19 protein-coding genes are annotated in these 23,528 nt (G+C 54.8%); 11 read left to right on the top strand and 8 right to left on the bottom strand.

The genetic code is table 11. The annotated features are described in order from the left end of the window. The first annotated feature begins 121 nt into the window (after positions 1-121). Positions 122-1,093, top strand: coding sequence for an L-Ala-D/L-Glu epimerase (gene ycjG, locus KGP16_RS13880; RefSeq protein WP_059200922.1), 972 nt, complete (start codon positions 122-124; stop codon positions 1,091-1,093). On the opposite strand, the gene mpaA is transcribed toward ycjG, so the two are convergent. Continuing rightward, complete coding sequence (mpaA, locus tag KGP16_RS13875; RefSeq protein WP_059200921.1) at positions 1,090-1,797, bottom strand: murein tripeptide amidase MpaA; 708 nt, start codon at positions 1,795-1,797, stop codon at positions 1,090-1,092. The genes ycjG and mpaA overlap by 4 nt on opposite strands. Before the next feature lie 147 nt (positions 1,798-1,944). On the opposite strand from mpaA, the gene KGP16_RS13870 reads away from it, so the two are divergent. The 3 genes from KGP16_RS13870 to zntB all read left to right on the top strand — a co-directional run bounded on the left by KGP16_RS13870 (position 1,945) and on the right by zntB (position 5,215). After that, complete coding sequence (locus tag KGP16_RS13870; protein WP_021182239.1) at positions 1,945-2,295, top strand: hypothetical protein; 351 nt, start codon at positions 1,945-1,947, stop codon at positions 2,293-2,295. A 160-nt stretch (positions 2,296-2,455) separates the two neighbouring features. Further along, the gene (locus tag KGP16_RS13865) at positions 2,456-4,090 is read left to right on the top strand and encodes an ABC transporter substrate-binding protein (protein WP_021806536.1); all 1,635 of its coding nucleotides are present in this window, start codon (positions 2,456-2,458) and stop codon (positions 4,088-4,090) included. Positions 4,091-4,231: 141 nt separating this feature from the next. Continuing rightward, positions 4,232-5,215, top strand: coding sequence for a zinc transporter ZntB (zntB, locus tag KGP16_RS13860; protein WP_071683442.1), 984 nt, complete (start codon positions 4,232-4,234; stop codon positions 5,213-5,215). Positions 5,216-5,543: 328 nt separating this feature from the next. Here zntB and KGP16_RS13855 read toward each other — a convergent pair whose 3' ends face one another. Together KGP16_RS13855 and ttcA are read right to left on the bottom strand one after the other, a co-directional pair. Beyond that, positions 5,544-5,942, bottom strand: a complete 399-nt coding sequence (locus KGP16_RS13855; RefSeq protein WP_071683443.1) for a VOC family protein — start codon at positions 5,940-5,942, stop codon at positions 5,544-5,546. 140 nt (positions 5,943-6,082) lie between these two features. Then, positions 6,083-7,024: a tRNA 2-thiocytidine(32) synthetase TtcA gene (ttcA, locus tag KGP16_RS13850; RefSeq protein WP_059200917.1), complete on the bottom strand. Its 942-nt coding sequence runs from the start codon at positions 7,022-7,024 to the stop codon at positions 6,083-6,085. 148 nt (positions 7,025-7,172) lie between these two features. Between ttcA and KGP16_RS13845 the strand changes: the two genes are divergently transcribed. Next, entirely contained in the window at positions 7,173-7,748 is a 576-nt protein-coding gene (locus tag KGP16_RS13845; protein WP_223499870.1) for a hypothetical protein, read from the top strand. 100 nt (positions 7,749-7,848) lie between these two features. Here the strand turns inward: KGP16_RS13845 and nifJ are convergent, their stop codons facing one another. Then, positions 7,849-11,382 (bottom strand): pyruvate:ferredoxin (flavodoxin) oxidoreductase, encoded by a 3,534-nt coding sequence (gene nifJ, locus KGP16_RS13840; RefSeq protein WP_223499869.1) that lies wholly within the window; start codon positions 11,380-11,382, stop codon positions 7,849-7,851. A 251-nt stretch (positions 11,383-11,633) separates the two neighbouring features. Here nifJ and KGP16_RS13835 point away from each other — a divergent pair, with 251 nt between their 5' ends. Both KGP16_RS13835 and KGP16_RS13830 read left to right on the top strand, forming a co-directional pair. Then, positions 11,634-11,966 (top strand): SMR family transporter, encoded by a 333-nt coding sequence (locus KGP16_RS13835; RefSeq protein ID WP_223499868.1) that lies wholly within the window; start codon positions 11,634-11,636, stop codon positions 11,964-11,966. Between the two features lie 246 nt (positions 11,967-12,212). Beyond that, entirely contained in the window at positions 12,213-12,470 is a 258-nt protein-coding gene (locus KGP16_RS13830) for a DUF333 domain-containing protein (RefSeq protein ID WP_021177845.1), read from the top strand. A 108-nt stretch (positions 12,471-12,578) separates the two neighbouring features. On the opposite strand, the gene hslJ is transcribed toward KGP16_RS13830, so the two are convergent. Further along, positions 12,579-13,010, bottom strand: a complete 432-nt coding sequence (hslJ, locus tag KGP16_RS13825) for a heat shock protein HslJ (protein ID WP_094981306.1) — start codon at positions 13,008-13,010, stop codon at positions 12,579-12,581. Positions 13,011-13,071: 61 nt separating this feature from the next. Next, positions 13,072-14,064: a 2-hydroxyacid dehydrogenase gene (locus KGP16_RS13820; protein ID WP_024486550.1), complete on the bottom strand. Its 993-nt coding sequence runs from the start codon at positions 14,062-14,064 to the stop codon at positions 13,072-13,074. Between the two features lie 267 nt (positions 14,065-14,331). On the opposite strand from KGP16_RS13820, the gene KGP16_RS13815 reads away from it, so the two are divergent. From KGP16_RS13815 to KGP16_RS13805, 3 genes are read left to right on the top strand one after another with little or no spacing between them, the layout of a single operon-like run. Further along, complete coding sequence (locus KGP16_RS13815) at positions 14,332-16,944, top strand: YdbH family protein (RefSeq protein WP_223497761.1); 2,613 nt, start codon at positions 14,332-14,334, stop codon at positions 16,942-16,944. Further along, the gene (locus tag KGP16_RS13810) at positions 16,941-17,138 is read left to right on the top strand and encodes a YnbE family lipoprotein (protein WP_021177849.1); all 198 of its coding nucleotides are present in this window, start codon (positions 16,941-16,943) and stop codon (positions 17,136-17,138) included. The genes KGP16_RS13815 and KGP16_RS13810 overlap by 4 nt, the downstream gene beginning before the upstream one ends. Positions 17,139-17,146: 8 nt before the next feature. After that, positions 17,147-17,470, top strand: a complete 324-nt coding sequence (locus tag KGP16_RS13805; protein ID WP_223497760.1) for a YdbL family protein — start codon at positions 17,147-17,149, stop codon at positions 17,468-17,470. A gap of 117 nt (positions 17,471-17,587) precedes the next feature. Here KGP16_RS13805 and KGP16_RS13800 read toward each other — a convergent pair whose 3' ends face one another. After that, entirely contained in the window at positions 17,588-18,193 is a 606-nt protein-coding gene (locus tag KGP16_RS13800) for an FMN-dependent NADH-azoreductase (protein ID WP_037375971.1), read from the bottom strand. Between the two features lie 313 nt (positions 18,194-18,506). Between KGP16_RS13800 and hrpA the strand changes: the two genes are divergently transcribed. After that, positions 18,507-22,394 carry an ATP-dependent RNA helicase HrpA gene (gene hrpA / locus KGP16_RS13795; protein ID WP_179251642.1) on the top strand — a complete coding sequence of 1,296 codons (3,888 nt, stop codon included), beginning with the start codon at positions 18,507-18,509 and terminating at the stop codon, positions 22,392-22,394. Here hrpA and KGP16_RS13790 read toward each other — a convergent pair. Then, entirely contained in the window at positions 22,379-23,515 is a 1,137-nt protein-coding gene (locus KGP16_RS13790; RefSeq protein ID WP_223499867.1) for an MFS transporter, read from the bottom strand. The two genes, hrpA and KGP16_RS13790, sit on opposite strands and share 16 nt — an antisense overlap. Positions 23,516-23,528 lie beyond the last annotated feature (13 nt).

Here is a 23,528-nt window from a genome sequence, read left to right as displayed (position 1 = left end):
TAACACCGGGTTCACAATCTCGAAGCAGTTTAAGGCAACAATCGCACCTTGGATAGATAAAGTTTATAAACTGCAGGTATAGTGGACTGACTTTATGTGGTTTTTTCGCTCGGGAGCCGTTATGAGAAGCATGCGTTTTTACCCTGAAGCCTGGCCATTGCATACCGCCTTTGTGATCGCACGCGGTAGCCGGACCGAAGCCAAAGTCGTGGTGGTAGAGATTGAACAGCAGGGGATGTGCGGTGTCGGTGAATGCACCCCTTATCCGCGCTATGGCGAGAGCGAAACCTCAGTGATGGAGCAGCTGGCCGAAGTGTCCACGGCCATCGCACAAGGGGTAACCCGGCAGGAGTTGCAGCGCCTGATGCCCGCAGGGGCGGCTCGTAACGCGGTCGATTCGGCATTATGGGATTTGGAATGCCGCCTTGCGGGCAAAGATCTGTGGCAATTGAGCGGAGTTACCGCGCCGGAACGAGTAGTGATGGCGCAAACGCTCAGCATTGGCTCGCCGGAAGCGATGGCGTTTGCCGCTAAAGAGCTGGAACAACAGGGCGCGACGCTGCTGAAAATCAAGCTCGACGATCACCTGATCAGCGAAAGGCTGGTGGCGATCCGCACGGCGGTGCCGCAGATGACGTTGATCGTCGATGCCAATGAATCCTGGCAGGCGGAAGGTTTGGCATCGCGTTGCCAACTGCTGGCGGATTTAGGCGTGGCGATGCTGGAGCAACCCTTACCGGCCAGCGACGACAGCGCCCTGGAAAACTTCATCCATCCATTACCGATTTGCGCCGACGAGAGCTGCCATACCAGCGGCGATCTGCCTCGGTTGGTGGGGCGTTATCAGATGGTCAATATCAAGCTGGATAAAACCGGTGGGCTGACCGAAGGATTACAGCTTGCCGCACAGGCACGCGCGCAGGGCTTCGAGATCATGCTTGGCTGTATGCTCTGCACCTCAAGAGCCATTACGGCGGCGTTGCCGTTGGTGCCTGGTGCCCGTTTTGTGGATCTCGATGGCCCAACCTGGCTGGCAAAAGACGTAGTGCCCGGTTTGGCCTTTGAGTGCGGTGCTATTGAGCTTTCACGCTAGTCAGCATAGGTCAGCAACTCGACCATGGCGGCAAGGTAGTTTTCACTAGCGGCGTCGGCTGAGATCGGCGGGAACTCGGCGGTGATGCAGGGCAAGGACAAGTCTGCGCACCAACTGCCGAATGAACCCGGGGTTTCATAGCCAACGCTGGTCACCAGTGGCAGGGCAAACTTATGCGCCAGCCAAACGCCCAGCGCGGAGCTTTCCGGATCTTCTATACAGGCCAATGGCTCATGGAAGGACACCACCCAGCGTGGCTTCAGGCGATGGATCAGATGGCATAATCCCTGGGTTTCCGGTTCGGAACCTGGCCTGCCGCCGGTGGAGAGTCGCACGTCACGAGCCTCCGCCGCGCTGTTCCAACGGTAGACCGTATCGCCTGAGCGCCAGTTGGCCGACGGGAAATTACGGTTCAGATCGACGCCGTTGGCATTGGAGCGCAGCCCAAGCTGGCAACCATCCGGATTGACCGCCAGGATCACATGATGGCGCAGTTGGGCGGGGGCGATACTGCGCAATGCGCAGGATAACGTCACCACTGCGGCAGTCTCGTCCCCGTGGGTGCCTGCAATCACCAACCCGGTATCCGGGCCGCTTCTGGCCGCCGGGAAATACAGCAGTGGGGCGCCTAACATCGATTTACCGTAAGTTTCACCTGCAACTGCCAGCTGGCCACGCTCACTGCGCGGTCTGTGTTGGGTCATGGGGTTTCCCTTTAAGCCAAAGTCAGAAAGAAATGCGATGTTATTGAGTGTATTACGCTTTCGCTCATCTTTCCCAGTCTGTTAAGCGAATAAAGTGATGTCTATTGTTATACTATCGGCAAGTGCTAACGATAAAGAGGATTTAACATGCCAGTTGCCAGAATAGTCGCGCGTTACAGCGAAAACGAAAAAGACACCATCACCCTACTGTGCGGCGTGGATGCAGAAAACCAGATCCGCCAGGGTGAATGGTTTGGCGTAGTGAAAAATGACGATGGGCGTGGTGACGAGTCCAACTATCCGTTCACCTTGCACGTGGATCATCAGAAAGGGGAGTTTTTCCTCGATTATGGTTTTGACGACGCCGAATCACGCCAGTTGCAAAAAACCGATATCCATCTCAACCCGTTGGTAGAGAAAGGCTATTTCACCATCTTCGATGAAGAAGAAGGGGAAGAGTTCAGCTATAAGATCGCCAGTATTCATCTTTACGACTGATCCTGCCTAAGCAATCAGCCCGCATTGCCGATAATGGCTGCGGGCTTTTTTTTGGATCAAACATCCACTTTTTACATTCTTGTTACGCCAGGCTATAGGTGGCGGGCATCTTTGTGCTATATGATAAAAAATTCATGGGGTTAACTGGGGCATATCTAACATGACGAGAAGAAAAATTCTGGCGAGTTTTCGTTTAACGCTTTGCGCGGTCACCATCAGCGCGGGTATTAGTGGCGCTATGGCAGCTCAGGTTCCCCCAGGTACCGCTCTGGCGGAGAAACAGGAGATCGTGCGGCACATCAAAGATGAGCCGGCGTCGCTCGATCCGATTAAAGCCGTGGGCCTGCCAGAAGCGCAGGTGGCACGCGATCTGTTTGAAGGGCTGGTGAATCAGGACGCGCATGGCAAAGTGATCCCCGGTGTCGCCACCCGCTGGCAGACCTCGGATAACCAGACCTATATCTTCACGCTGCGCAAAGATGCCCGCTGGTCCAACGGTGACCCTGTCACGGCGAAAGACTTCGTTTATAGCTGGCAACGGCTGGTCGATCCGAAAAGCCTGTCGCCGTTTGCCTGGTTTGCTCAGCTAGCCGGGATCCAGAATGCCGAAGAGATTATCGCCGGTAAGCTGCCTATCGATAAGCTTGGCGTGGTGGCAGTGGATGACCATACGCTAAAAGTGCAGTTGAACAAGCCTGTGCCCTATTTTGTCAGCCTGACGGCGAACTTCAGCCTGTTCCCAGTCCCCAAAGCCGTGGTTGAGCAATACGGCAACGATTGGACCAAAGTGGGTAATCTGGTAGGCAACGGCGCATTCAAACTGCAAGAGCGAGTGGTTAACGAGAAACTGGTATTGGTGCCGAACAACCATTATTGGGATCATAAACACACGGTGTTGACCAAGGTGACCTTTGTACCGATCAACCAGGAATCTAACGCCACCAAGCGTTATCAGGCTGGTGATATCGATATTACCGAATCCTTCCCGAAAAACATGTACCAGAAGCTGTTGAAGGATATCCCAGACCAGGTTTACACGCCGGATCAACTCGGCACTTATTACTACGCGTTCAATACCCAACGTGCGCCAACCAATGACGTACGGGTGCGCAAAGCCTTGTCTTACGCTATCGATCGTAAAATCATCGCCGAAAAAGTGCTGGGCACCGGCGAGAAACCGGCCTACCACTTCACCCCTGATGTCACTGCGGGCTTTAAGCCGGAAACCAGCCTGCTGCAGCAACAGTCGCAGGAAGAGTTGAACGAGCAAGCCAAGGCGCTGATGCAGGCGGCGGGTTATGGCCCGAACCATCCCCTGAAATTGACCCTGCTGTATAACACCTCAGAGAGCCACCAAAAGATTGCCATTGCCGTGGCGTCAATGTGGAAGCAAACCTTGGGTGTTGACGTTAAACTGCAAAATCAGGAGTGGAAAACCTATATCGACAGCCGTAACACCGGAAATTTCGACGTGGTTCGCGCCTCCTGGGTGGGGGATTACAACGAGGCCTCGACCTTCCTGTCGCTGCTGACCTCTTCACACAGCGGGAATATCGCCAAATTTAACAGCCCGCAATACGACCGTCTGTTGGCCGATGCCAGTCGCGAGACTAATCCAACGGCGTTAACCGCGGATTATAACAAGGCCGAGCAGATGATTGCGGCCGAGGCTCCGATCGCCCCGATCTATCAATATACCAACGGGCGTCTGATCAAGCCTTGGGTGAAAGGTTACCCAATCACTAACCCAGAAGATGTCGCCTACAGTCAGGAAATGTATATTCTGAAACATTGATGTTCAGAGTCCTGACGCCTGCCCAAGCCCTCGCCAACGCGGGGGCTTTTTACTTTAAGATCCCGTTATGGCGTTGCCACTTTGATCCCTAAGGCAATAACGCTAGACTCTGTATCAACGGCAAAATAATGAGGGTTTTGAATGGATGTCATTGAGGGGCGCGAACTGCAGGTGCCCGACGCGGTCTATGCCTATCAACTCGACGGCAAGGGTGGCACCACGCCAATTGAGAATGACGATAAGATCACCAGCGAGGAGCCGTGCTGGCTGCATCTGGACTACGCCCACCCGGCCAGCGCCGAGTGGCTTGCCAACACGCCTCTGCTGCCGGATCTGGTAAGACAAGCGCTGGCGGGGGAAAGCACCCGACCACGCGTCACCCGGTTGGGCGACGGGACGCTGATCACGCTGCGTGGCATCAATTTCAACACGGACTCGCGGCCTGACCAACTGGTGACGTTCCGCGTTTATATCAACGATAAGATGATTATCTCCACCCGCCATCGTAAGGTCTACTCGATCGATGAGGTGGTCAATGAATTGCGCAATGGCCAGGGGCCGATTAATAGCGGTAACTGGCTGGTAGAAATCGCTGATGCTCTCACCGATCACACCAGTGAATTCATCGAAGATCTGCATGACAAGATCATCGATCTGGAAGATGCACTATTAGAGCAGCAAATCCCTGAGCGTGGGCAATTGGCGCTGATCCGCAAACAGTTGATTGTGCTTCGCCGCTACATGGCGCCACAGCGCGATGTTTTCTCGCGTTTAGCAAGTGACCGCCTACCGTGGATGAATGACGATGAGCGCCGCCGCATGCAGGACATTGCCGATCGCCTGGGGCGCGGATTAGATGATCTGGATGGCAGCATCGCCCGCACGGCGATCCTGTCTGATGAGATCACTACCGTAATGGCCGATGCCATGAACCGCCGTACTTACACCATGTCGCTGATGGCGATGGTCTTCCTGCCAACCACTTTCCTGACTGGGCTGTTCGGGGTCAACCTGGGGGGGATCCCAGGCAGCGGTAGCCCGCTGGCGTTTGCCTCTTTCTGCTTTATGTTAGTGGCATTGGTCGGGGGCGTTGCCTGGTGGCTGAGGCGTAGCCGCTGGTTGTAACGACAAATAGTGGCGAAAACGCGAGTAAAGTTGAGCAGTATCAACATTTGCTTACGCGAACTGCGGCATTCTTACTCCCGCAGGTGAATGCAACGTCAAGCGATGGGCGTTGCGCTCCATAATTGTTTTATTTACTTATTTTTAGAATTATTGCATAGCACATTTAATTCAATACGATGCCGGTTTAATCACCGGCATTTTTTTATGCTTTTTTCCCTTTGGCGAATCCCAAACAACCGGCTCACTCCGTAGGGGCGCTGCATGCTGCGCCCAGTTAGCGACATGCCGTCCAAGATCGCCCAATTAACAACACGTCGCCTCGATTAGGCTAAGCCGCGCTTTCGTCCCAGAAGCTGGCCTCTATCTTGTGGCCATCCAGATCGCGGACGAAACAGCCGTAATAGGCGGCACCGTAATGTGGCCGTGACCCCGGTGCACCGTCTCCTTGTGCCCCAGCGGCGACCGCCTGCTGATAAAACTCATCAACCTGCTGCTTGCTGGTGGCGAAGAAGCCAACATGCACACCGTTTGCGGTGCCTGCGGGTTTGCCGTCTATCGGCAGTTGCAACCAAAATTCAGGATAGTCACGGCCATAGCCGATAGCGCCAGGGTGTTCCAGCACGCGTCGGCAGCCTAACGCGCCGAGAACCTGGTCGTAAAACTGCGCGGCGGCATTGAAATTGTTGGTTCCCAGCGAGACGTGGGAAAGGCAGGGGGTGATATTCATCGTTGGTCTCCTTTGACTGTATAAATAAACAGTATAAGGTAAAAGCCGCACTGTCAGGCATTTTATGCGTGAATTGTGAACAGGATCTAACATTAAGCGGGGAAAAAACTTCCGCCTGCGGGCACAGGCGGAGAGAGGGACTATTTGATTTCCAGCACGTTCAGGCGTTCAAACGCGGGCGAGCCGTTGTCATCCGAGTCTTCCGGCTGCCAACCCACCGGCTGCAGCGGAATATCTTCACGGTCAAACGCCAAATCGCCACCATCGACTACTTCGCTGCCGTGGTGAATACCTTTGAAGTCAAACAGTTCGGTATCGCACAGATGCGAAGGCACCACGTTCTGCATGGCGCTGAACATGGTTTCGATGCGGCCTGGGTAGCGTTTGTCCCAGTCGCGCAGCATATCGCCAATCACCTGGCGTTGCAGGTTTGGCTGTGAACCACACAGGTTGCACGGGATAATCGGGAATTCTTTCGCTACCGAGAAACGCTCGATGTCTTTCTCGCGGCAATAGGCCAGCGGGCGGATCACCACGTGTTTACCATCGTCGCTCATCAACTTGGGTGGCATACCTTTCAGCTTGCCGCCGTAGAACATGTTGAGGAACAGCGTTTGCAGGATATCGTCACGGTGGTGGCCAAGGGCAATCTTGGTGGCACCCAGCTCGGTGGCGGTACGGTAAAGGATACCGCGGCGCAGGCGTGAACATAGGGAGCAGGTGGTTTTGCCTTCAGGGATCTTATCCTTCACGATGCTGTAGGTGTTCTCTTCAACGATCTTATATTCCACCCCCAGGCTTTCCAGATAGGCTGGCAGGATGTGCTCGGGGAAGCCGGGCTGTTTCTGATCGAGATTCACCGCGACCAATGAGAAATTCACCGGAGCGCTTTTTTGCAGATTGCGCAGGATTTCCAGCATGGTATAGCTGTCTTTCCCGCCGGACAGGCAAACCATGATGCGATCGCCTTCCTCAATCATGTTGTAGGCGGCGATGGCTTCACCCACGTTGCGGCGCAGGCGTTTTTGCAGTTTGTTCAGGTTGTACTGAGCTTTTTGGCTAATTGTTTGATTTTCTGACATTTAAATCGTGCTCGTTCTCATTTGGGTGCGCTACGGCGGTATGACACTTTTAGCGGGCAAGTTTAGCATTCTCTGGGAGGATTTGGTCATTATTCGTTTGAGCTGTGGTAATGTCAGGTCAAGGTTCATGGCCATTCAGGGATAGACTGTGGTTGGCAACACAACAGATTTAAAGGATCTCCTCGCAAAGACGAGACCTGATTTTACCATTCAAAACTTACGTGACTTCACTGACTGGGCTGAACAGAGGGTATTGGCTGGTGATCCTTCTAGCAATTTGCTGATATTGGCTTCGCTAGGGCTGGACAAGGATTTAGTCAGGGAAGAGGTACAAACTTATTTTGCTGCATACCTCAAAGATATCGGTAAGCCCTATCCAGATAGCTTGGAGGCCACGGTCTACTATTTTCGACGATGCTTTAAGATTTTGGCCTGGTCTGAGGATGAAAACGTCGTTTGGGGCGCGTTAATCGACACGTTCGATCGCTGGTATGATTTTGATAGCCCAATGTTAAGTCGAATTGTTAACTATTGGGATGGGGTCCGAAGCGATTTCGTTGATTGCTTTGATGAGGAGTATGGTTATTTACATGTTATGTTCCCAAGGCACTTCGACATTCCACGTCAAAAACAGTGTGATTACATCAGGGAAACCGCAAAGCGCTTTTTCTGGCTCTTGGAGTGCGAATACACTTGCTCACTGATATTAAAAAACAGCTCGTAAGTGTTCAGGTGACCACGATCGTTTGTATGGGCGTAGCATGCAGCGCTTCTTCATGGCGAACCAGAGCAAAAAAGGGCGCGAAACCGCGCCCTCAAAAGTGTTACTCCGAAGCTGCCTTCTCCGACTTCCCAGCCAGCAGGCTTAGGAAATCATATTTCTCCTTCAGCTCTTTTTCTGCTGCTTCATACAGCGCGGCGGCAACCTCAGGCTGCTGCGTGTTGAGGCGGCGGAAACGCTGTTCCTTGTTCAATGTCGCCGTCAGCTCACTGTTCGGTGGCCGGGAGTCCAGCGCCAACGCGGCTTTGCCTTCCGCAGTACGACGTGGATCGAAGCGATACAGCGGCCAGAAGCCGGTCGCGGTTAGCTGCCGCATCTGGTCGTGGCTCAGAGCCAGATCGTAACCGTGTTCCTCACAAGGGCTGTAGGCGATGATCAGGGAAGGGCCGGGATAGGCTTCCGCTTCCTGAATCGCTTTCACCGTTTGGTTAAGCTGCGCCCCCAACGAGATCTGCGCAACATACACATGGCCGTACATCATCATGCTGACGCCAAGATCCTTACGAGCCTTGCGCTTGCCGTGTTCACCAAACTTGGTCACGGCCCCCAGTGGAGTGGCCTTGGATTGTTGCCCGCCGGTATTGGAGTAGCACTGCGTATCCAGCACCAACACGTTGACGTTTTCCGTCAGGCTCAGCACATGATCCAGACCGCCGAAGCCGATATCGTAGGCCCAGCCGTCACCGCCGATCAGCCAGATAGACTTATCTACCAGATAGTCGGCATCGGTAGCTAGCTGACGGGCGTCGTTACCTGCCACGTTAGCCAACAGGCTACGTAATTCGGCGATCTGCTGGCGGCGCGGGCCGGTGGCGATCTCGTCTACCTGCAATGAGGCCACCAACTGGGCAGGTAATTGCGGAGCCAAGGTATCGAGCAGGCGCAATACGCGGCGGCGGTGCTGATCCACCGTCAGGCGGAAGCCCAGACCAAATTCGGCATTATCCTCAAACAGCGAGTTTGCCCAGGCTGGGCCACGGCCATCGGCGTTGGTGGTGTAAGGCGTGGTGGGCAGGTTACCGCCATAGATAGAAGAACAGCCGGTGGCGTTGGCAATCAGCAACCGGTCGCCATATAGCTGGGTCAGCAGCTTGATATACGGCGTTTCGCCACAGCCGGAACAGGCACCCGAATATTCAAACAGCGGAGAGATCAGCTGTGAGGTGCGGATATCGATGCGTTCCAACTGCGAGGCGTCGATCTCTGGCAGTTGCAGGAAGAAGTCATAATGAGCCTTTTCCTCTGCCAGATGATCGAGGCGGGATGCCATATTGATCGCCTTGATTTCCGGGTTCTGGCGATCTTTCGCCGGGCAAACCTCTACGCACAGGTTACAGCCGGTGCAATCTTCAGGGGCGACCTGCAATACGTATTTCTGGCCGCGCATATCACGGGATTTTACATCCAGCGATTGCAGCGTGGCAGGGGCGTACTCCATGGCTTCTGGTGGAACCACTTTGGCGCGAATGGCAGAATGCGGGCAGGCGGCGACGCAGTGGTTACACTGGGTACACAGGTCCGGCTGCCAGATCGGCACTTCTTCGGCGATATTGCGTTTTTCCCACTGCGTGGTGCCTACAGGCCAGGTGCCGTCCGGCGGGAATGCAGAAACCGGCAGGGTATCGCCCAGCCCCGCCAGCATCACGGCGGTAACGGTTTTGACAAAATACGGCGCGGCGTCGGAAACCACCGGTGGACGTATCGGACTGTTGCTGTCGAGTGGGCGCAGCGGGATTTCCGTCAGCTCACTCAGCGTGGCGCCCAAGGCCTGCCAGTTACGTTCGACCACCTCTTGGCCCTTGTTGCTGTAGCTGCGGGCAATCGCTCCCTGTAGCTCCTGCAACGCCACTTCACCCGGCAGGATCTTTGTCAGATGGAAGAAGGCCATCTGCATAACGGTATTGATGCGAGCACCCAAATGACATTCGCGCGCCAGCTTGGCCGCGTTGATGATGTAAAGCTTTGCCTGGCGCTGATGCAGGATCGCCTGGACCTCCTGCGGCAGGCGCGACCAGACTTCATCCGCGCTATAAGGGGTATTAAGCAGGAAAATACCGCCAGGTTTTAGCCGCTCCACCATTTGATACTTGTCGATAAACTGCCATTGGTGGCAACCGACAAAGTCGGCGCGGTCGATAAGATACGCCGAATTGATCGGCTTATCGCTAACCCGCAGGTGTGACACGGTCAGGCCGCCGGCCTTTTTCGAGTCGTAGACAAAGTAGCCTTGGGCAAACATCGGCGTGCTGTTGCCGATAATTTTGATGTTGTTCTTGGTGGCAGAAACCGAGCCATCGCTGCCCAAACCATAGAACAGCGCCTCCAACGAGGCCCGCTGAGGGAGCGTTTCTTCGTGGAGCGGTAGTGACAGACCGGTAATATCGTCGAAAATACCCACGGTAAAACGGGGGCGGGGCTTATCCAGCATCAACTCGCGGAAAATGGCCAACGCGCAGTCTGGGCCAAACTCCTTGGAAGATAGCCCATAGCGCCCGCCAATCACCATCGGCATGCTGGCACGTTCACCACGGCTAAAGGCTTCTGCCAGCGCGGTCATTACATCCAGGTATAAAGGCTCGGCCAGAGCACCCGGTTCTTTGGTGCGGTCAAGTACCGCAATTTTTTGTGCGCTTTCCGGCAGTACGGCGAGCAGATGTTTGGCGGAGAAAGGACGGTAAAGCCGAACTTTAAGAACGCCCACTTTTTCACCGCGGGTCAGCAGGTGGTCGATCGCTTCTTCACAGGTACCGATGGCGGACCCCATCAGGATCACCACGCGTTCGGCCTGCGGGTGGCCGTAATACTCAAACGGCTGATAGCTGCGGCCGGTGATGGCCGCAAACTTGTCCATCGCCTGCTGCACATGCTGGTAAGTATTGTCGTACCACGGATTGGTCGCTTCCCGCGATTGGAAGTAGGTATCCGGGTTGGCTGACGTGCCGCGTATGACGGGATGATCCGGTGAGAGAGCCCGGCTGCGGTGGGCGTCGATGGCGTCCTGTGGCATCATCTGCTGTAGCGTTTCGTCGCTCAGCGGGGCGATCTTGTTGATTTCGTGCGAGGTGCGGAAACCATCGAAGAAATGGATGAACGGCAGGCGGCTGTTTAGCGTGGCCGTCTGGGCGATCAACGCGAAATCCTGCGCTTCTTGCACGTTGCTGGCACACAGCATGGCGCAACCGGTCTGGCGTACGGCCATCACGTCGGAGTGATCGCCAAAGATGGATAATGCATGAGTGGCGACGGTGCGAGCGGCAACGTGCAGGACAAATGGCGTTAGCTCCCCGGCCAGCTTATACAGCGAAGGGATCATCAACAGCAATCCCTGGGACGAGGTGAAGGAGGTGGAAAGTGCGCCGGTTTGCAACGCACCGTGCACGGTAGCAATGGCTCCGCCTTCGGACTGCATTTCCACCACGTTGGGGACGTCGCCCCAAATGTTTTTCCTGCCGTCACTGGACCAGGCAGCGGTTTGTTCCGCCATGGTCGAACTCGGGGTAATTGGGTAAATGGCAATCACTTCACTGGTGCGATAAGCCACGGAAGCGACAGCGTTATTACCATCTGTAGTAATCATCTGCAGTACCTTTCTGTGCTCACAAAGCTGCAAAAGTCAGCTTCTTATAATCATCAGTAAAGTCTAACAGAGGGGGTTATTTGTGCTTTATCGCATTTGTGTGGCGCACAAAATCTGGATGTAAGGTGATATTTCGTTAAAAAATAATTACTATTTGCAGCGTAATGGTAAAGCGTTGCCGCGATGTAACGCTAATTTAATCTCCGCGTCCTAATTTTGATGTGACGCGAAACAGAAAGAAGAAGTTGAAAATGACCGCATTTATCTATTTAGCCATGGCGATTATCGCCGAAGTGATTGCCACCACCTTGCTGAAAGCCTCTGAAGGGTTTACCCGCTTGTGGCCATCGGTGTTTGTCGTGTTGGGTTACGCGGTAGCATTTTGGGGGCTTTCGATGGTGGTAAAAACCATGCCGCTGGGGATTGTCTATGCCATCTGGTCGGGATTGGGGATCGTGCTGGTGTCGATTGCCGCGGTGTTTTTTTACCAGCAGAAGCTGGATATGCCTGCGGTGATTGGTATGGGGCTGATTATTGCCGGGGTGTTGGTAATTAATCTGCTGTCCAAGTCGGCAGGGCACTGATCGAGAGCGAAATGCTTTCAGGTCAAAAAAAAGCCAAATTAATGGCTAATCATATTTCTATTATTAAGCTAACAAGCTAGATTACTAAAGTTGTCTTTCCGGTTGCCGCTTGATGATGAGCAGGCGGCAACTTGAAGCTCAACGGGTGGACATCAAAGATAACCAAACGGGCCCATCGTTCCAGTGGCTCGGGTTATCAGCAATGGCAAAATTACACAGCATCGTTTCGGTTCAGGGGTATGAATAATGATCACAGCAAAATGGCTGCTTGCCGGCGCCATACTCTCTTTGGCTGCCTGCAGCAGCAATAACGACCAAGAACCACAGCAGATCGCCACCAGTGCCAATATTGGTGCGATACCTACCAGCGAAAGCTGTGCCAGCGTGGGCGGAGTAACCACCATTGCCCATTCGCTCAACGGCGATACGCTCAGAATGTGTCAGATGCCGAACGGCAAGCAGTGCGAAGAGTCGGCGCTGGGCCGTGGAGCCTGTTCCCGGTAAGTCCATTTTATCCCGGACGTAGCGTGCTACAGGTTGGCAACCGTTGTTACCTTCATCACCGTGCCAGCTCCCTCTCCCTTTGGGAGAGGGTTGGGGTGAGGGGGAAAATTAATTGACCCAGTCTTTCAGGGTATATACCAGTTGGTGATCGCTGCCGCTCAGGGTCAGCTGTTGGCCGTTGAGAGAGACTTTTGCACCGTTAGCCAGCAGTGTGCCTATGGTTTGATCCCATTGGTTACGTTGCGGATCCGCGCACATCATGCGGGTAGTGGCGAGGTTTTTCACCGTCAGCACGCCGTTTTCTAACTGGCCCTGGCCGAAGAAACGGTTGCACATAGATCCGGAAATATTCATTTTCTCGCCGAACTCGATGCTCGGGCCGCTGCCTTGTTTCGCCTCAACCGCTACACCATCCACGCTTTGCAACACAAAGTTATGATGCAGCAGATCGCTTTCTACTACGGTTTGTTGTTTGGTTTGCGCGGAACCACAGCCAGCCAATAGCGCACTGGCCATTGCTAAAGGGATCAGTTTTTTCATTATTGTGAACCTGTTCAGGTTTTGTCGGAAGGATCAGGGGCGCTAAGCGCGCCCCAAAGTATTAGGCATTAAGCTGATTAGGGCAGGCTTCACCCCGCGCAAGCTGTTCAATATTTTTCAACGTGGTTTGCGAGATACTGGTCAACGCCTCTTCCGTCAGGAACGCCTGGTGCCCGGTAAACAGCACGTTATGGCAGGCGGACAGGCGGCGGAAAACGTCGTCCTGGATCACGTCGTTGGATTTGTCTTCAAAGAACAGGTCGCGTTCGTTCTCGTATACGTCCATCCCCAGCGCACCAATCTTCTGCTGTTTGAGGGCATCGATAGCGGCGGAAGAGTCGATCAAGGCACCGCGGCTGGTGTTAATCACCATCACGCCGTCCTTCATCATGGAGAACGCGTCCGCATTCAGCAGGTGATGGTTTTCCGGCGTCAACGGGCAGTGCAGGGTGATCACGTCCGCCTGGGCATACAGCGTTTTAAGATCGACATATTCGGCACCCAGTTCTAACGCCTGCGCGCTTGGGTAGGGATCGTAGGCCAAGAGCTTCATGCCAAAGCCTTTCAGAATACGCATGGTGGCTACGCCGATCTTACCGGTGCCAATCACGCCTGCGGTGCGGTTATGCATATTGAAGCCGATCAGCCCTTCCAGCGAGAAGTTGGCATCGCGGGTGCGCTGATAAGCACGATGAATGCGGCGGTTCAGGCACATCATCATGCCCACGGCGTGTTCGGCTACGGCTTCAGGTGAATAAGCTGGAACGCGCACCACCTTGATACCCAGCTCTTTCGCCGCATCCAGATCGACGTTATTGAACCCGGCGCAACGCAGGGCGAGGATCTCGACCCCAAGCGCGGCCAGTTCTTCCAGCACTTCCCGGCTACCGTCGTCATTGACGAAGATGCATACGGCCTTACAGCCGATAGCCGTTTTGGCGGTTTTCTTGCTTAGCAGAAAGTCGAAAAACTCCAGCTCATAACCAAACTGCTGATTTACCAATTCAAGATACTTACGGTCATACTGTTTGGTGCTGTAAATCGCCATTTTCATCGTGGTTTCTCCCGCGTGATTATGTGATCAAATTAACATATTTTGCCAAATACGACAATGGTTTAGCGACCTGTGACGGCGCAGGTCTTTTAGGGTTTTATGCTGATAATCAGTGTATTAGCCATTTTCTATATTCACTGGGTAAATATCAAAATTGCGAAACCTGCTCTATAAATGATGAGATGGGTTCACCTTCACCTGCCAGGGGATCCGTGTCATCATTGCACTTGGCTAATCGATGTTTATCAGGAACTAAACCTGCGCTTAATGACCAAGAGATTAAAAGTATTTGTAGCGATCGTAACGGGCATCATCCTGTTGATCATCGCGCTGTGGCAAACCCTGCCTCGTTGGTTGCCGCGTGCGATAGCGCCTTGGTTACCGCAGGGTAGCCAGCTGGTTTTGCAAGGGCCCTTGCGTTGGCAGCAGGGGGCTTTGCATCTTGATGGGCTGAAGTTCAGCGCCCAAGGCTGCGCCATCGCCAATGTCAGTGAACTGCAACTCGCCTACCAAATGGGAAGTTGGCATTTAAAGGGTGAACGAGCGGACGTGGATACCGCCTGCCTGTCAAAATTGCCCGCCTCCGAGGGGGACAGCACGCCATTGGCGCTAGACCGATTGCAAGCGATGCTGCCGCCGTTTGACCTGAATATCAATCTTCTCACGCTCACCCCATGGCAAGCCTACGCCGGTAAATTGCAACTGTCGTCTGCGGCCACTGGCCAACGGTTGCATTATCAAGGTAAGAACGTCACCGCCGAGGCGCAGTTGGATGAACATCAGCAACTGACGTTAAGCAAGCTTAGCATCACGCCACCCAACAGCACGGTTCCTGTTCAACTGACAGGCAAAGTCACCGTACCGCTGGATATGGACAGTTTGCCGATCCAAGGGGCGTTGCAAGGTGAGATACAAACCGCCTATCTGGAAAAACCCTTGCTGCTGGATTTGCACTGGCAACAGCAGCAGGGCGTATTGACCCTGACGGAAAAGGGCAGCGACCAACCGTTGGCGACGCTCCCTTGGGCACTAACGCCAAAACAGATCAGCATCGAAAAAGGCGAATGGCGCTGGCCTTATCTGGAGCAACCGCTCAGCGGTGGTTTGAATGTGGCGTTGCATGACTGGAGCCAGGGGTTTGACGAAACCCAAATTACCGCACGTTTGAACGTGATCACCGCCGGGCACAACGGCAAGGGCAACGCGGTGCTGACGTTGGGGCCGGGTAGCCTGAGTCTGACCAACAGCGATCTGGGATTCCAGCTGACCGGGCAGGCAAACCTGGCCAATCTCTCGCTTACGGCGTCAATCCCCGGCATTATCAGCGGCTCGGTCCTTAACCCAACGCTGGTGCTACAGCCGGGGTCTTTACTGCGCGCCTGGGGCCGCCCGGCACCGGACATAAAACTGGAAGAGGCTCGGCTGCCGCTGGCTGGAGTAAAAGTCACCGCTCTTGGGATCAGTGGCCGTTTGCAGGCGATTATCAGCGCCAGCGAAAGTTACTGGGGCCGTTTCAAGCTGCATTTGGACGGTCAGGCACAAGATTTCTGGCCAGATCATGGTCAGTGGCAATGGCGCGCTTGGGGTAACGGCAAGTTACCCCCGCTACAGGCCGCCTGGGATGTTGCAGGCAGTGGGCGTTGGCAGGACACCAGCATCATCCTGGATCGACTTTCCACCGGTTTTGATCGGTTGAAGTACGGCATGGTCACGGTCGCGACGCCGCGCATGACGCTCAGCCAGCCGATCCAGTGGCAGCGGGATAGCAAAGCACCGAGCCTTACCGGCGGTGTGCAACTGGTGGCTGACAAAACCAGTTTTGGTGCAGGCCGTTATTTGCCGCCTTCGGTACTGGATTTGCAGTTGCAAGGTACGGGGCCAGACAGTTTCCAATGGCAAGGCGCGTTGCAGGCCGAGCAGATTGGTCCAATCAAGTTGCGGGGCCGCTGGGATGGTGAACGCCTGCGGGGTGAAGGCTGGTGGCCAAAACAGTCGTTAACGGTATTCCAACCGCTGATTTCACCCGATCTGAACATCAAACTGCGGGCAGGCGAGTTCTATGCACAGTCGGCATTTTCTGCTGCGCGAGTACAGGGGTTTGAAGCCGGTGGCCACTGGGTGGTGCGCAATGGCGGCATGTGGCTGCAAGATGGCGAATTGAGCGGGCTGGACTTTGTCTTGCCCTATCGGTTTAAGAACCACCTGTGGCAGCTTGGGGCCAAACGGCCGATCATGCTGCGCATCAAATCCATCAAGACGCTGTTTGAGATGCAGAATATTACCGCCGATCTGCAAGGTACCTATCCCTACAGCGAAGCGTATCCGTTGACGTTGAGCAACATCGGTGTGGATATGCTGAACGGTCATATCAGCCTTTCGGCATTACGGATGCCGCAGCATGATGCGGCGGTGCTCAAACTGGAAGAAATCGACCTCAGCGCACTGTTTACCGCGCTCAAACCGAAGCAGTTCGCCATGTCTGGCCGCATCAACGGCGAGTTGCCGCTCTACCTGAACCACCCCAAATGGCTGGTGCAAAATGGCTGGATCGCCAATGCGGGGGTCATGACGCTGCGGCTGGATAAAGATATGGCCGATGCCATTGGCAGCAATAACCTGGCCACCGGTGCCGCCATCGACTGGCTACGCTACATGGAAATCAACCGCTCAAAGGCGCGGGTCGATCTCGATAACCTGGGCGAATTGACGCTAAAGGCGCATATCGATGGCGTAAATCCGCAGAAAAATGCCAAGCGTGAGGTTATCCTTAACTATAGCCATCAGGAAAACGTGTTTCAGCTGTGGCGCAGCCTGCGCTTCGGCGACAATTTACAAGAGTGGCTGGAGCAGACGCTCTCTAAACCCGAGGAACAACAATGAAGAACGCGACAGGGCCATTGCTGGCAGCCGTGTTGGGCGCATCCTTGCTGAGCGGTTGCGTACCGCGCATTGAGGTGGCGACGCCTAAAGATCCCATCACCATCAATATGAACGTCAAAATTGAACATGAGATCCGTATCAAAGTGGATAAGGACGTTGAGAACCTGCTGAAAGACCAAAGCGGTCTGTTCTAGGAGCCAGCATGAAAAAACGTTATCTGTGGTTGATTGCCGCCGGTTGGTTATTCAGTGGGATGGCTCAGGCGTTGACGCTGGATGAAGCCAAGCAGCAAGGGCGGGTTGGTGAAACGCTCAGTGGTTATATCGCTCCGGTGAAGCAGGACGCGGAGACTCAGGCGTTGGTGAAAAAAATCAATGCCGGGCGTGCCGAGAAATACCAACAGGTGGCCGCCAGCAATTATATTGCCATCGATGAAGTTGCGCGGATGGCCGGGCAGAAGCTGGTGACACGAGCGCCAGCAGGGGAATATGTCCGTGGCATTAACGGCCAGTGGTTGCAGAAATAAAAAAGCGCGCCCTAGGGCGCGCAACGGAATTTAAACGACTTATTGTTCTGAGGGTAAAACGGATTTTGCAGGTGTGTGACTTACCAGAGCGCAATCTCTGCGCCCGGGCATCGCTATTTAAGCAGCGATCACTTCGGCCAGTAACGCTTTGGCATCGGCCTGGGCTTTGGTCGCAACGTCTGGACCGTAGGCAATCCCTTCGGCAAAGACGAACTCAACCTCGGTAATACCGATAAAGCCCAGGAACAGACGCAGGTAAGGTTCTACCAGGTCGGTTGGGGTGCCTTTATGGATGCCGCCACGGCTGGTCAGAATGATGGCACGTTTGTTTTTTACCAAGCCTTCCGGGCCGTTCTCGGTGTAACGGAAGGTCACGCCGGCACGGGCAATCAGGTCAAAATAATTCTTCAACTGAGTTGGGATGTTGAAGTTGTACATCGGAGCGGCGATAACGATAGTATCGTTGGCTTGCAGCTCGGCAATCAGTTCGTCTGACAGGGCCAGAGCTTCTTTCTGGCGTGGAGTCAGCGGGGCATCTGAAGGACGCATTGCGCCAACCAGTTCGCCATCCAGCACCGGGATCGGCTGTGCAGCCAGGTCACGCACGGTGATGGTATCGTTGCTGTGAGCATTGGCCCACTGCTCAACGAAGAAATCAGCCAATTGGTTAGACTGAGAATAAGTTGCCAGGATGCTGGATTTTAGAACCAATACGTTGCTCATCGATAATTCCTTTCGTGTTGACTGTGACATCAGGGCTGGTCGCCCGTTGCATGAGGTACACTCTATTCATATTGTTCCAACAGGGATAGCGGAATATTTCGAGATCTACGTTCGATTTTATTGAACAAGAAAACCCAGGTTAAATGGATGGATTATGGGGAGAAATGCCATTGTGGTATCCTGCTGCGCTAAGTCAAAAAATCGATAAACCTAATTTAATAAACGCAGTTATTGGCACCGACACGTCAGCTATAACATCAAACCTAGTCCCTGACGTTAAGCAGTAGTTGCGAAGAAACAAGGAACACCGAACGTGAAATCTACGCTCGCGGCATTGTCATCCCAACTGGGAGACTTGATGCTCCGTGATCAGCAGCGCCTGCAACGCCGGTTGCAAGGTGCGCGCAAAGTCAAAAGCCCCGAAGCTCAACAGGCGGTTGCCGCAGAAATAGCGGGTGATATCGAGCAAGCCATGCTGAAGGTGCGCTCCCGCGCGGCCTCGTGCCCGAAAATCACTTACCCGGAAAGCCTGCCTGTCAGCCAGAAGAAGCAGGACATTCTTGCCGCCATCCGCGATCATCAAGTGGTGATCGTGGCGGGTGAAACCGGCTCAGGGAAGACTACACAGCTACCGAAAATCTGCCTGGAGTTAGGGCGCGGCGTCAAAGGCCTGATTGGCCACACGCAACCGCGCCGCCTGGCTGCACGCACCGTTGCCAACCGCATTGCCGATGAGCTGGAAACCCCGCTGGGTGGCAGCGTCGGTTACAAGGTGCGCTTCAACGATCAGGTGGGTGAAAATACCCTGGTCAAACTGATGACCGACGGGATCTTGCTGGCCGAAATCCAGCAGGATCGCCTGCTGATGCAGTACGATACCCTGATCATCGATGAGGCGCACGAGCGCAGCCTGAACATCGATTTCATCTTGGGTTACCTCCGGGAGCTGTTGCCAAAACGCCCGGATTTGAAGGTGATCATTACCTCGGCCACCATCGATCCGCAGCGCTTTTCTCGCCACTTCAACAATGCGCCGATCATTGAGGTTTCTGGCCGTACCTATCCGGTCGAGGTGCGTTATCGGCCGGTGGTGGACGACGCCGATGATACCGAACGCGATCAGCTTCAGGCTATCTTCGACGCAGTGGACGAATTGGGGCGTGAAGGGCCAGGCGATATCCTGATCTTTATGAGCGGTGAACGTGAAATCCGTGATACCGCCGATGCGCTGACCAAGCTCAACCTGCCGCATACCGAGGTGCTGCCGCTGTATGCCCGCTTGTCCAACAGTGAACAGAACCGGGTGTTCCAGTCGCACCACGGCCGCCGCATCGTGCTGGCGACCAACGTGGCAGAAACCTCGCTGACCGTGCCGGGTATTAAATACGTTATCGACCCAGGTACGGCGCGTATCAGCCGCTACAGCTTCCGTACCAAAGTGCAGCGTTTGCCGATCGAGCCGGTGTCGCAAGCTTCTGCTAACCAGCGTAAGGGCCGCTGTGGGCGTGTTTCGGACGGTATCTGTATCCGCCTGTTCTCGGAACAGGATTTCCTGTCGCGCCCGGCGTTTACCGATCCGGAAATTCTGCGAACTAACCTGGCCTCGGTCATATTGCAGATGACCTCGCTGGGGTTGGGCGATATTGCCGCCTTCCCGTTTGTCGAAGCGCCGGATAATCGCAATATCCAGGACGGCGTGCGTCTGTTAGAAGAGTTGGGGGCCATCAAAACCGCGGAAAACGGCCACTATCAGCTGACACCGCAGGGCCGTCAGTTGGCGCAGTTGCCGATCGACCCACGTTTGGCTCGAATGGTGCTGGAAGCCCAGAAGAGTGGTAGCGTGCGCGAGATGATGATCATCACCTCGGCGTTGTCGATCCAGGATCCGCGCGAGCGGCCGATGGATAAGCAACAGGCCTCCGATGAAAAACACCGCCGCTTCGCCGACAAAGACTCCGATTTTATGGCGTTCGTCAACCTGTGGGATTATCTCAAGGAACAGCAGAAGGAAAACTCTTCCAGCCAGTTCCGCCGCCTGTGCCGCAACGATTTCCTTAACTATCTGCGAGTGCGTGAATGGCAGGATATCTACACCCAACTGCGCCAGGTGGTGAAAGAGTTGGGCCTGCCGGTCAACAGCGTGCCTTCGGACTACCGCAGCGTACATACCGCGCTGCTGAGCGGCCTGCTATCGCACATTGGCCAGAAGGATGCGGATAAGCAAGAGTTTACCGGTGCGCGCAACGCCCGTTTCTCCATCTTCCCGGGCTCCGGGCTGTTCAAGAAGCCGCCTAAGTGGACGATGGTGGCAGAACTGGTGGAAACCAGCCGCCTGTGGGGCCGTATTGCCGCGCGTATCGAGCCAGAATGGATTGAGCCGATGGCTCAGCACCTGGTCAAGCATCATTACAGCGAACCGCACTGGTCCAAATCCCAGGGCGCGGTGATGGCCAGTGAAAAGGTCACGCTGTTTGGTCTGCCGATCGTCGCAGCTCGCCCGGTAAATTACAGCACCATCGATCCGCTGCTGTGCCGTGAACTGTTTATCCGCCATGCGCTGGTGGAGGGTGACTGGCAAACGCGGCACCCGTTCTTCGCCGCCAACCTGAAGCTGCGTGCCGAAGTGGAAGAGCTGGAACACAAATCGCGCCGCCGCGACATTCTGGTGGATGACGAAACGCTGTTCAGTTTCTACGATCAGCGCATTCCGAGCGATGTGGTGTCCGGGCGTCATTTTGACCAGTGGTGGAAAGCCGCCGGGAAGCAGAACCCTGAGCTGCTCAACTTTGAAAAAGAGATGTTGATCAAGGATGGAGCCAATAAGGTCAGCGCGCTGGATTATCCGAACTACTGGTATCAGGGCAACCTCAAGTTGCGCCTGACCTACCAGTTTGAGCCGGGTACTGACGCCGATGGCGTTACCGTGCACATCCCGTTACCGATCCTCAATCAGGTGGAAGAGGCCGGTTTTGAGTGGCAAATCCCCGGTATCCGCCGTGAACTCGTGATCGCACTGATCAAATCCTTACCCAAGCCGGTACGGCGCAATTTTGTGCCAGCGCCGAACTACGCTGAAGCTTTCCTTGGCCGGGCAACGCCATTGGAAATGCCGCTGCTGGATTCGCTGGAGCGCGAGCTACGCCGCATGACTGGTGTGACGGTGTCACGTGAGGATTGGCAGTGGGATCAGGTGCCCGATCATCTGAAAATGACCTTCCGCGTGGTGGGTGAGAAACACAAAACCCTGCGCGAAGGCAAAGATCTGGCCGCGCTAAGGGTCCAGCTCAAAGACAAGGTACAAGAGACGCTGTCGGCCGTGGCTGATGATGGTCTGGAACAGAGCAATCTGCATATCTGGAGCTTTGGCAAACTCCCTGAGTTTTATGAGCAGAAGCGTGGTGGTTACTCGGTCAAGGCCTATCCGGCGCTGGTGGACGAAAAAGATAGCGTAGCCATCCGTCTGTTTGACAGCGAACAGGAGCAGCAGCAGGCCATGTGGCAAGGTACGCGCCGTTTGTTGCTGTTGAACATCCCGTCGCCGATCAAATATCTGCATGAGAAGTTGCCGAACAAGGCCAAGCTTGGGCTGTATTTCAACCCGTATGGCAAAGTGCTGGATCTGATCGACGACTGTATCTCCTGCGGCATCGACAAGCTGATTGCCGAACACGGCGGGCCGGTGTGGGCGGAAGAAAACTTTGCCCGGCTGCAAGAGTTGGTGCGGGCCGAGCTGAACGAAACCGTGGTGGGCGTGGCCAAACAGGTGGAACAGATCCTGACGACGGTCTTCAACATCAACAAGCGTCTGAAAGGGCGCGTTGATATCTCGTTGGCGTTGGCGCTGTCCGATATCAAGGCCCAGCTTAATGGCCTGGTTTACCGTGGCTTTGTCACCAATAACGGTTGGAGCCGCCTGCCGGACACCTTGCGTTATCTGCAAGCGATTGAGCGCCGCCTGGAGAAGCTGGCGAACGATCCGCACCGCGATCGCGCTCAGATGATCCGGGTGGAACAGGTCCAACAGGCGTGGCAGCAGTGGCTGAACAAGCTGCCGCCAAAACGCCAGCAGGATGAAGAGGTGAAGGCAGTACGCTGGATGATTGAGGAGCTGCGCGTCAGCCTGTTCGCTCAGCAGTTGGGTACGCCTTACCCGATTTCTGAGAAGCGTATCTTGCAGACCATCGATCAGCTCTCTGCGTAACCTTTAAGCCTTGCTGAACAGGCGAGGCTTAACAGGCTACATCCCAGCAGCGTTAACGGCAGGTGCTGGCCCATGGCGGCCAGTGCCAGGCCGCCAGCGATCAGCAGATAATAGAGTAATCCCAATACCGCTCCGGCAGCACCCAGCCGGTTGCGGTAATGCTTCAGCGCCTGGCTGAGAATATTGGGAATGGCCAAGCCAAAAGCAACGGTCACCGCCATGCAGGGCAGCAGGATCATCAGACTTGCCTGCCAATACCACGCACCCACGGCGGCCAATAGGGCTAACAGACTGGCCATTTGGATCTGCCGGTAAGCGCATAATCCTTTTTGCAGAAGATAGCGGTTTGCCGCTGCGCCGCACAGGCTGCCAAAGGCCAAAACAATCCCCGAATAACCAAACTGCTCGCTGGTCAGCCCCAAGGTCTCAAAAATAAACGGGGCCAGACTGAAGTAGCTGAACGCCATGATGTTAAAACTGGCAACCAGCAACGCCGAGCACCAGATTTGCCTATCGCGCAGCATCTCCTGCAAACAGGGGAGTAAAGCGATACCGGTGGTTTGCTGACGGGTTTCTGGCAACGCTCGCCAGCACCAGATCAGCAACAACAGCGCCAATCCTGCTTGCGCGGAGAAAATGGCCATGCGACCGCCCCAAAACACCAGCATTCCGCCGCTAAACATCCCCAACACCGGGCTTATCGACAATGCCATACCAATGATCGCAAACATCTTGCCTAACGCCTGCCCCTGATAGACATCGCGCAGCATGGTCTGCGTCACCACAGAACCAACGGCGGCACCAAAGGCGATAACGGCGCGCGAGACGATGAGCAACGTGAAAGAGTTGCTCAGCAACGCCAGCAAGGCTCCTGCCGTATACAGCAGCAAACCGGCGAGCATGGCGGCTCTACGGCCATATTTGTCGCTGATCGTTCCCCAAAACGCCACGCCGAAAGCGAAGGCGAAAAAATAGACCGACAGCGTGTGGCCGGCCTGCGTGGCATCGATATGGTAATCAAAGCGGATAGCGGTTAACGCCGGGCTATAGAGCGTTTCCAGGATTTGTGGTGCCATGATCATCACGATGATCAGTGGCAGAGGCAGATTTTTGACGGACATAGCATTCTCCCAA

Origin of the sequence: Serratia sp. JSRIV006, from assembly GCF_019968685.1 — a bacterium.
In the GTDB taxonomy this organism is placed as follows: domain Bacteria; phylum Pseudomonadota; class Gammaproteobacteria; order Enterobacterales; family Enterobacteriaceae; genus Chania; species Chania fonticola_B.
This window is presented reverse-complemented; position numbering and strand designations above follow the sequence as displayed.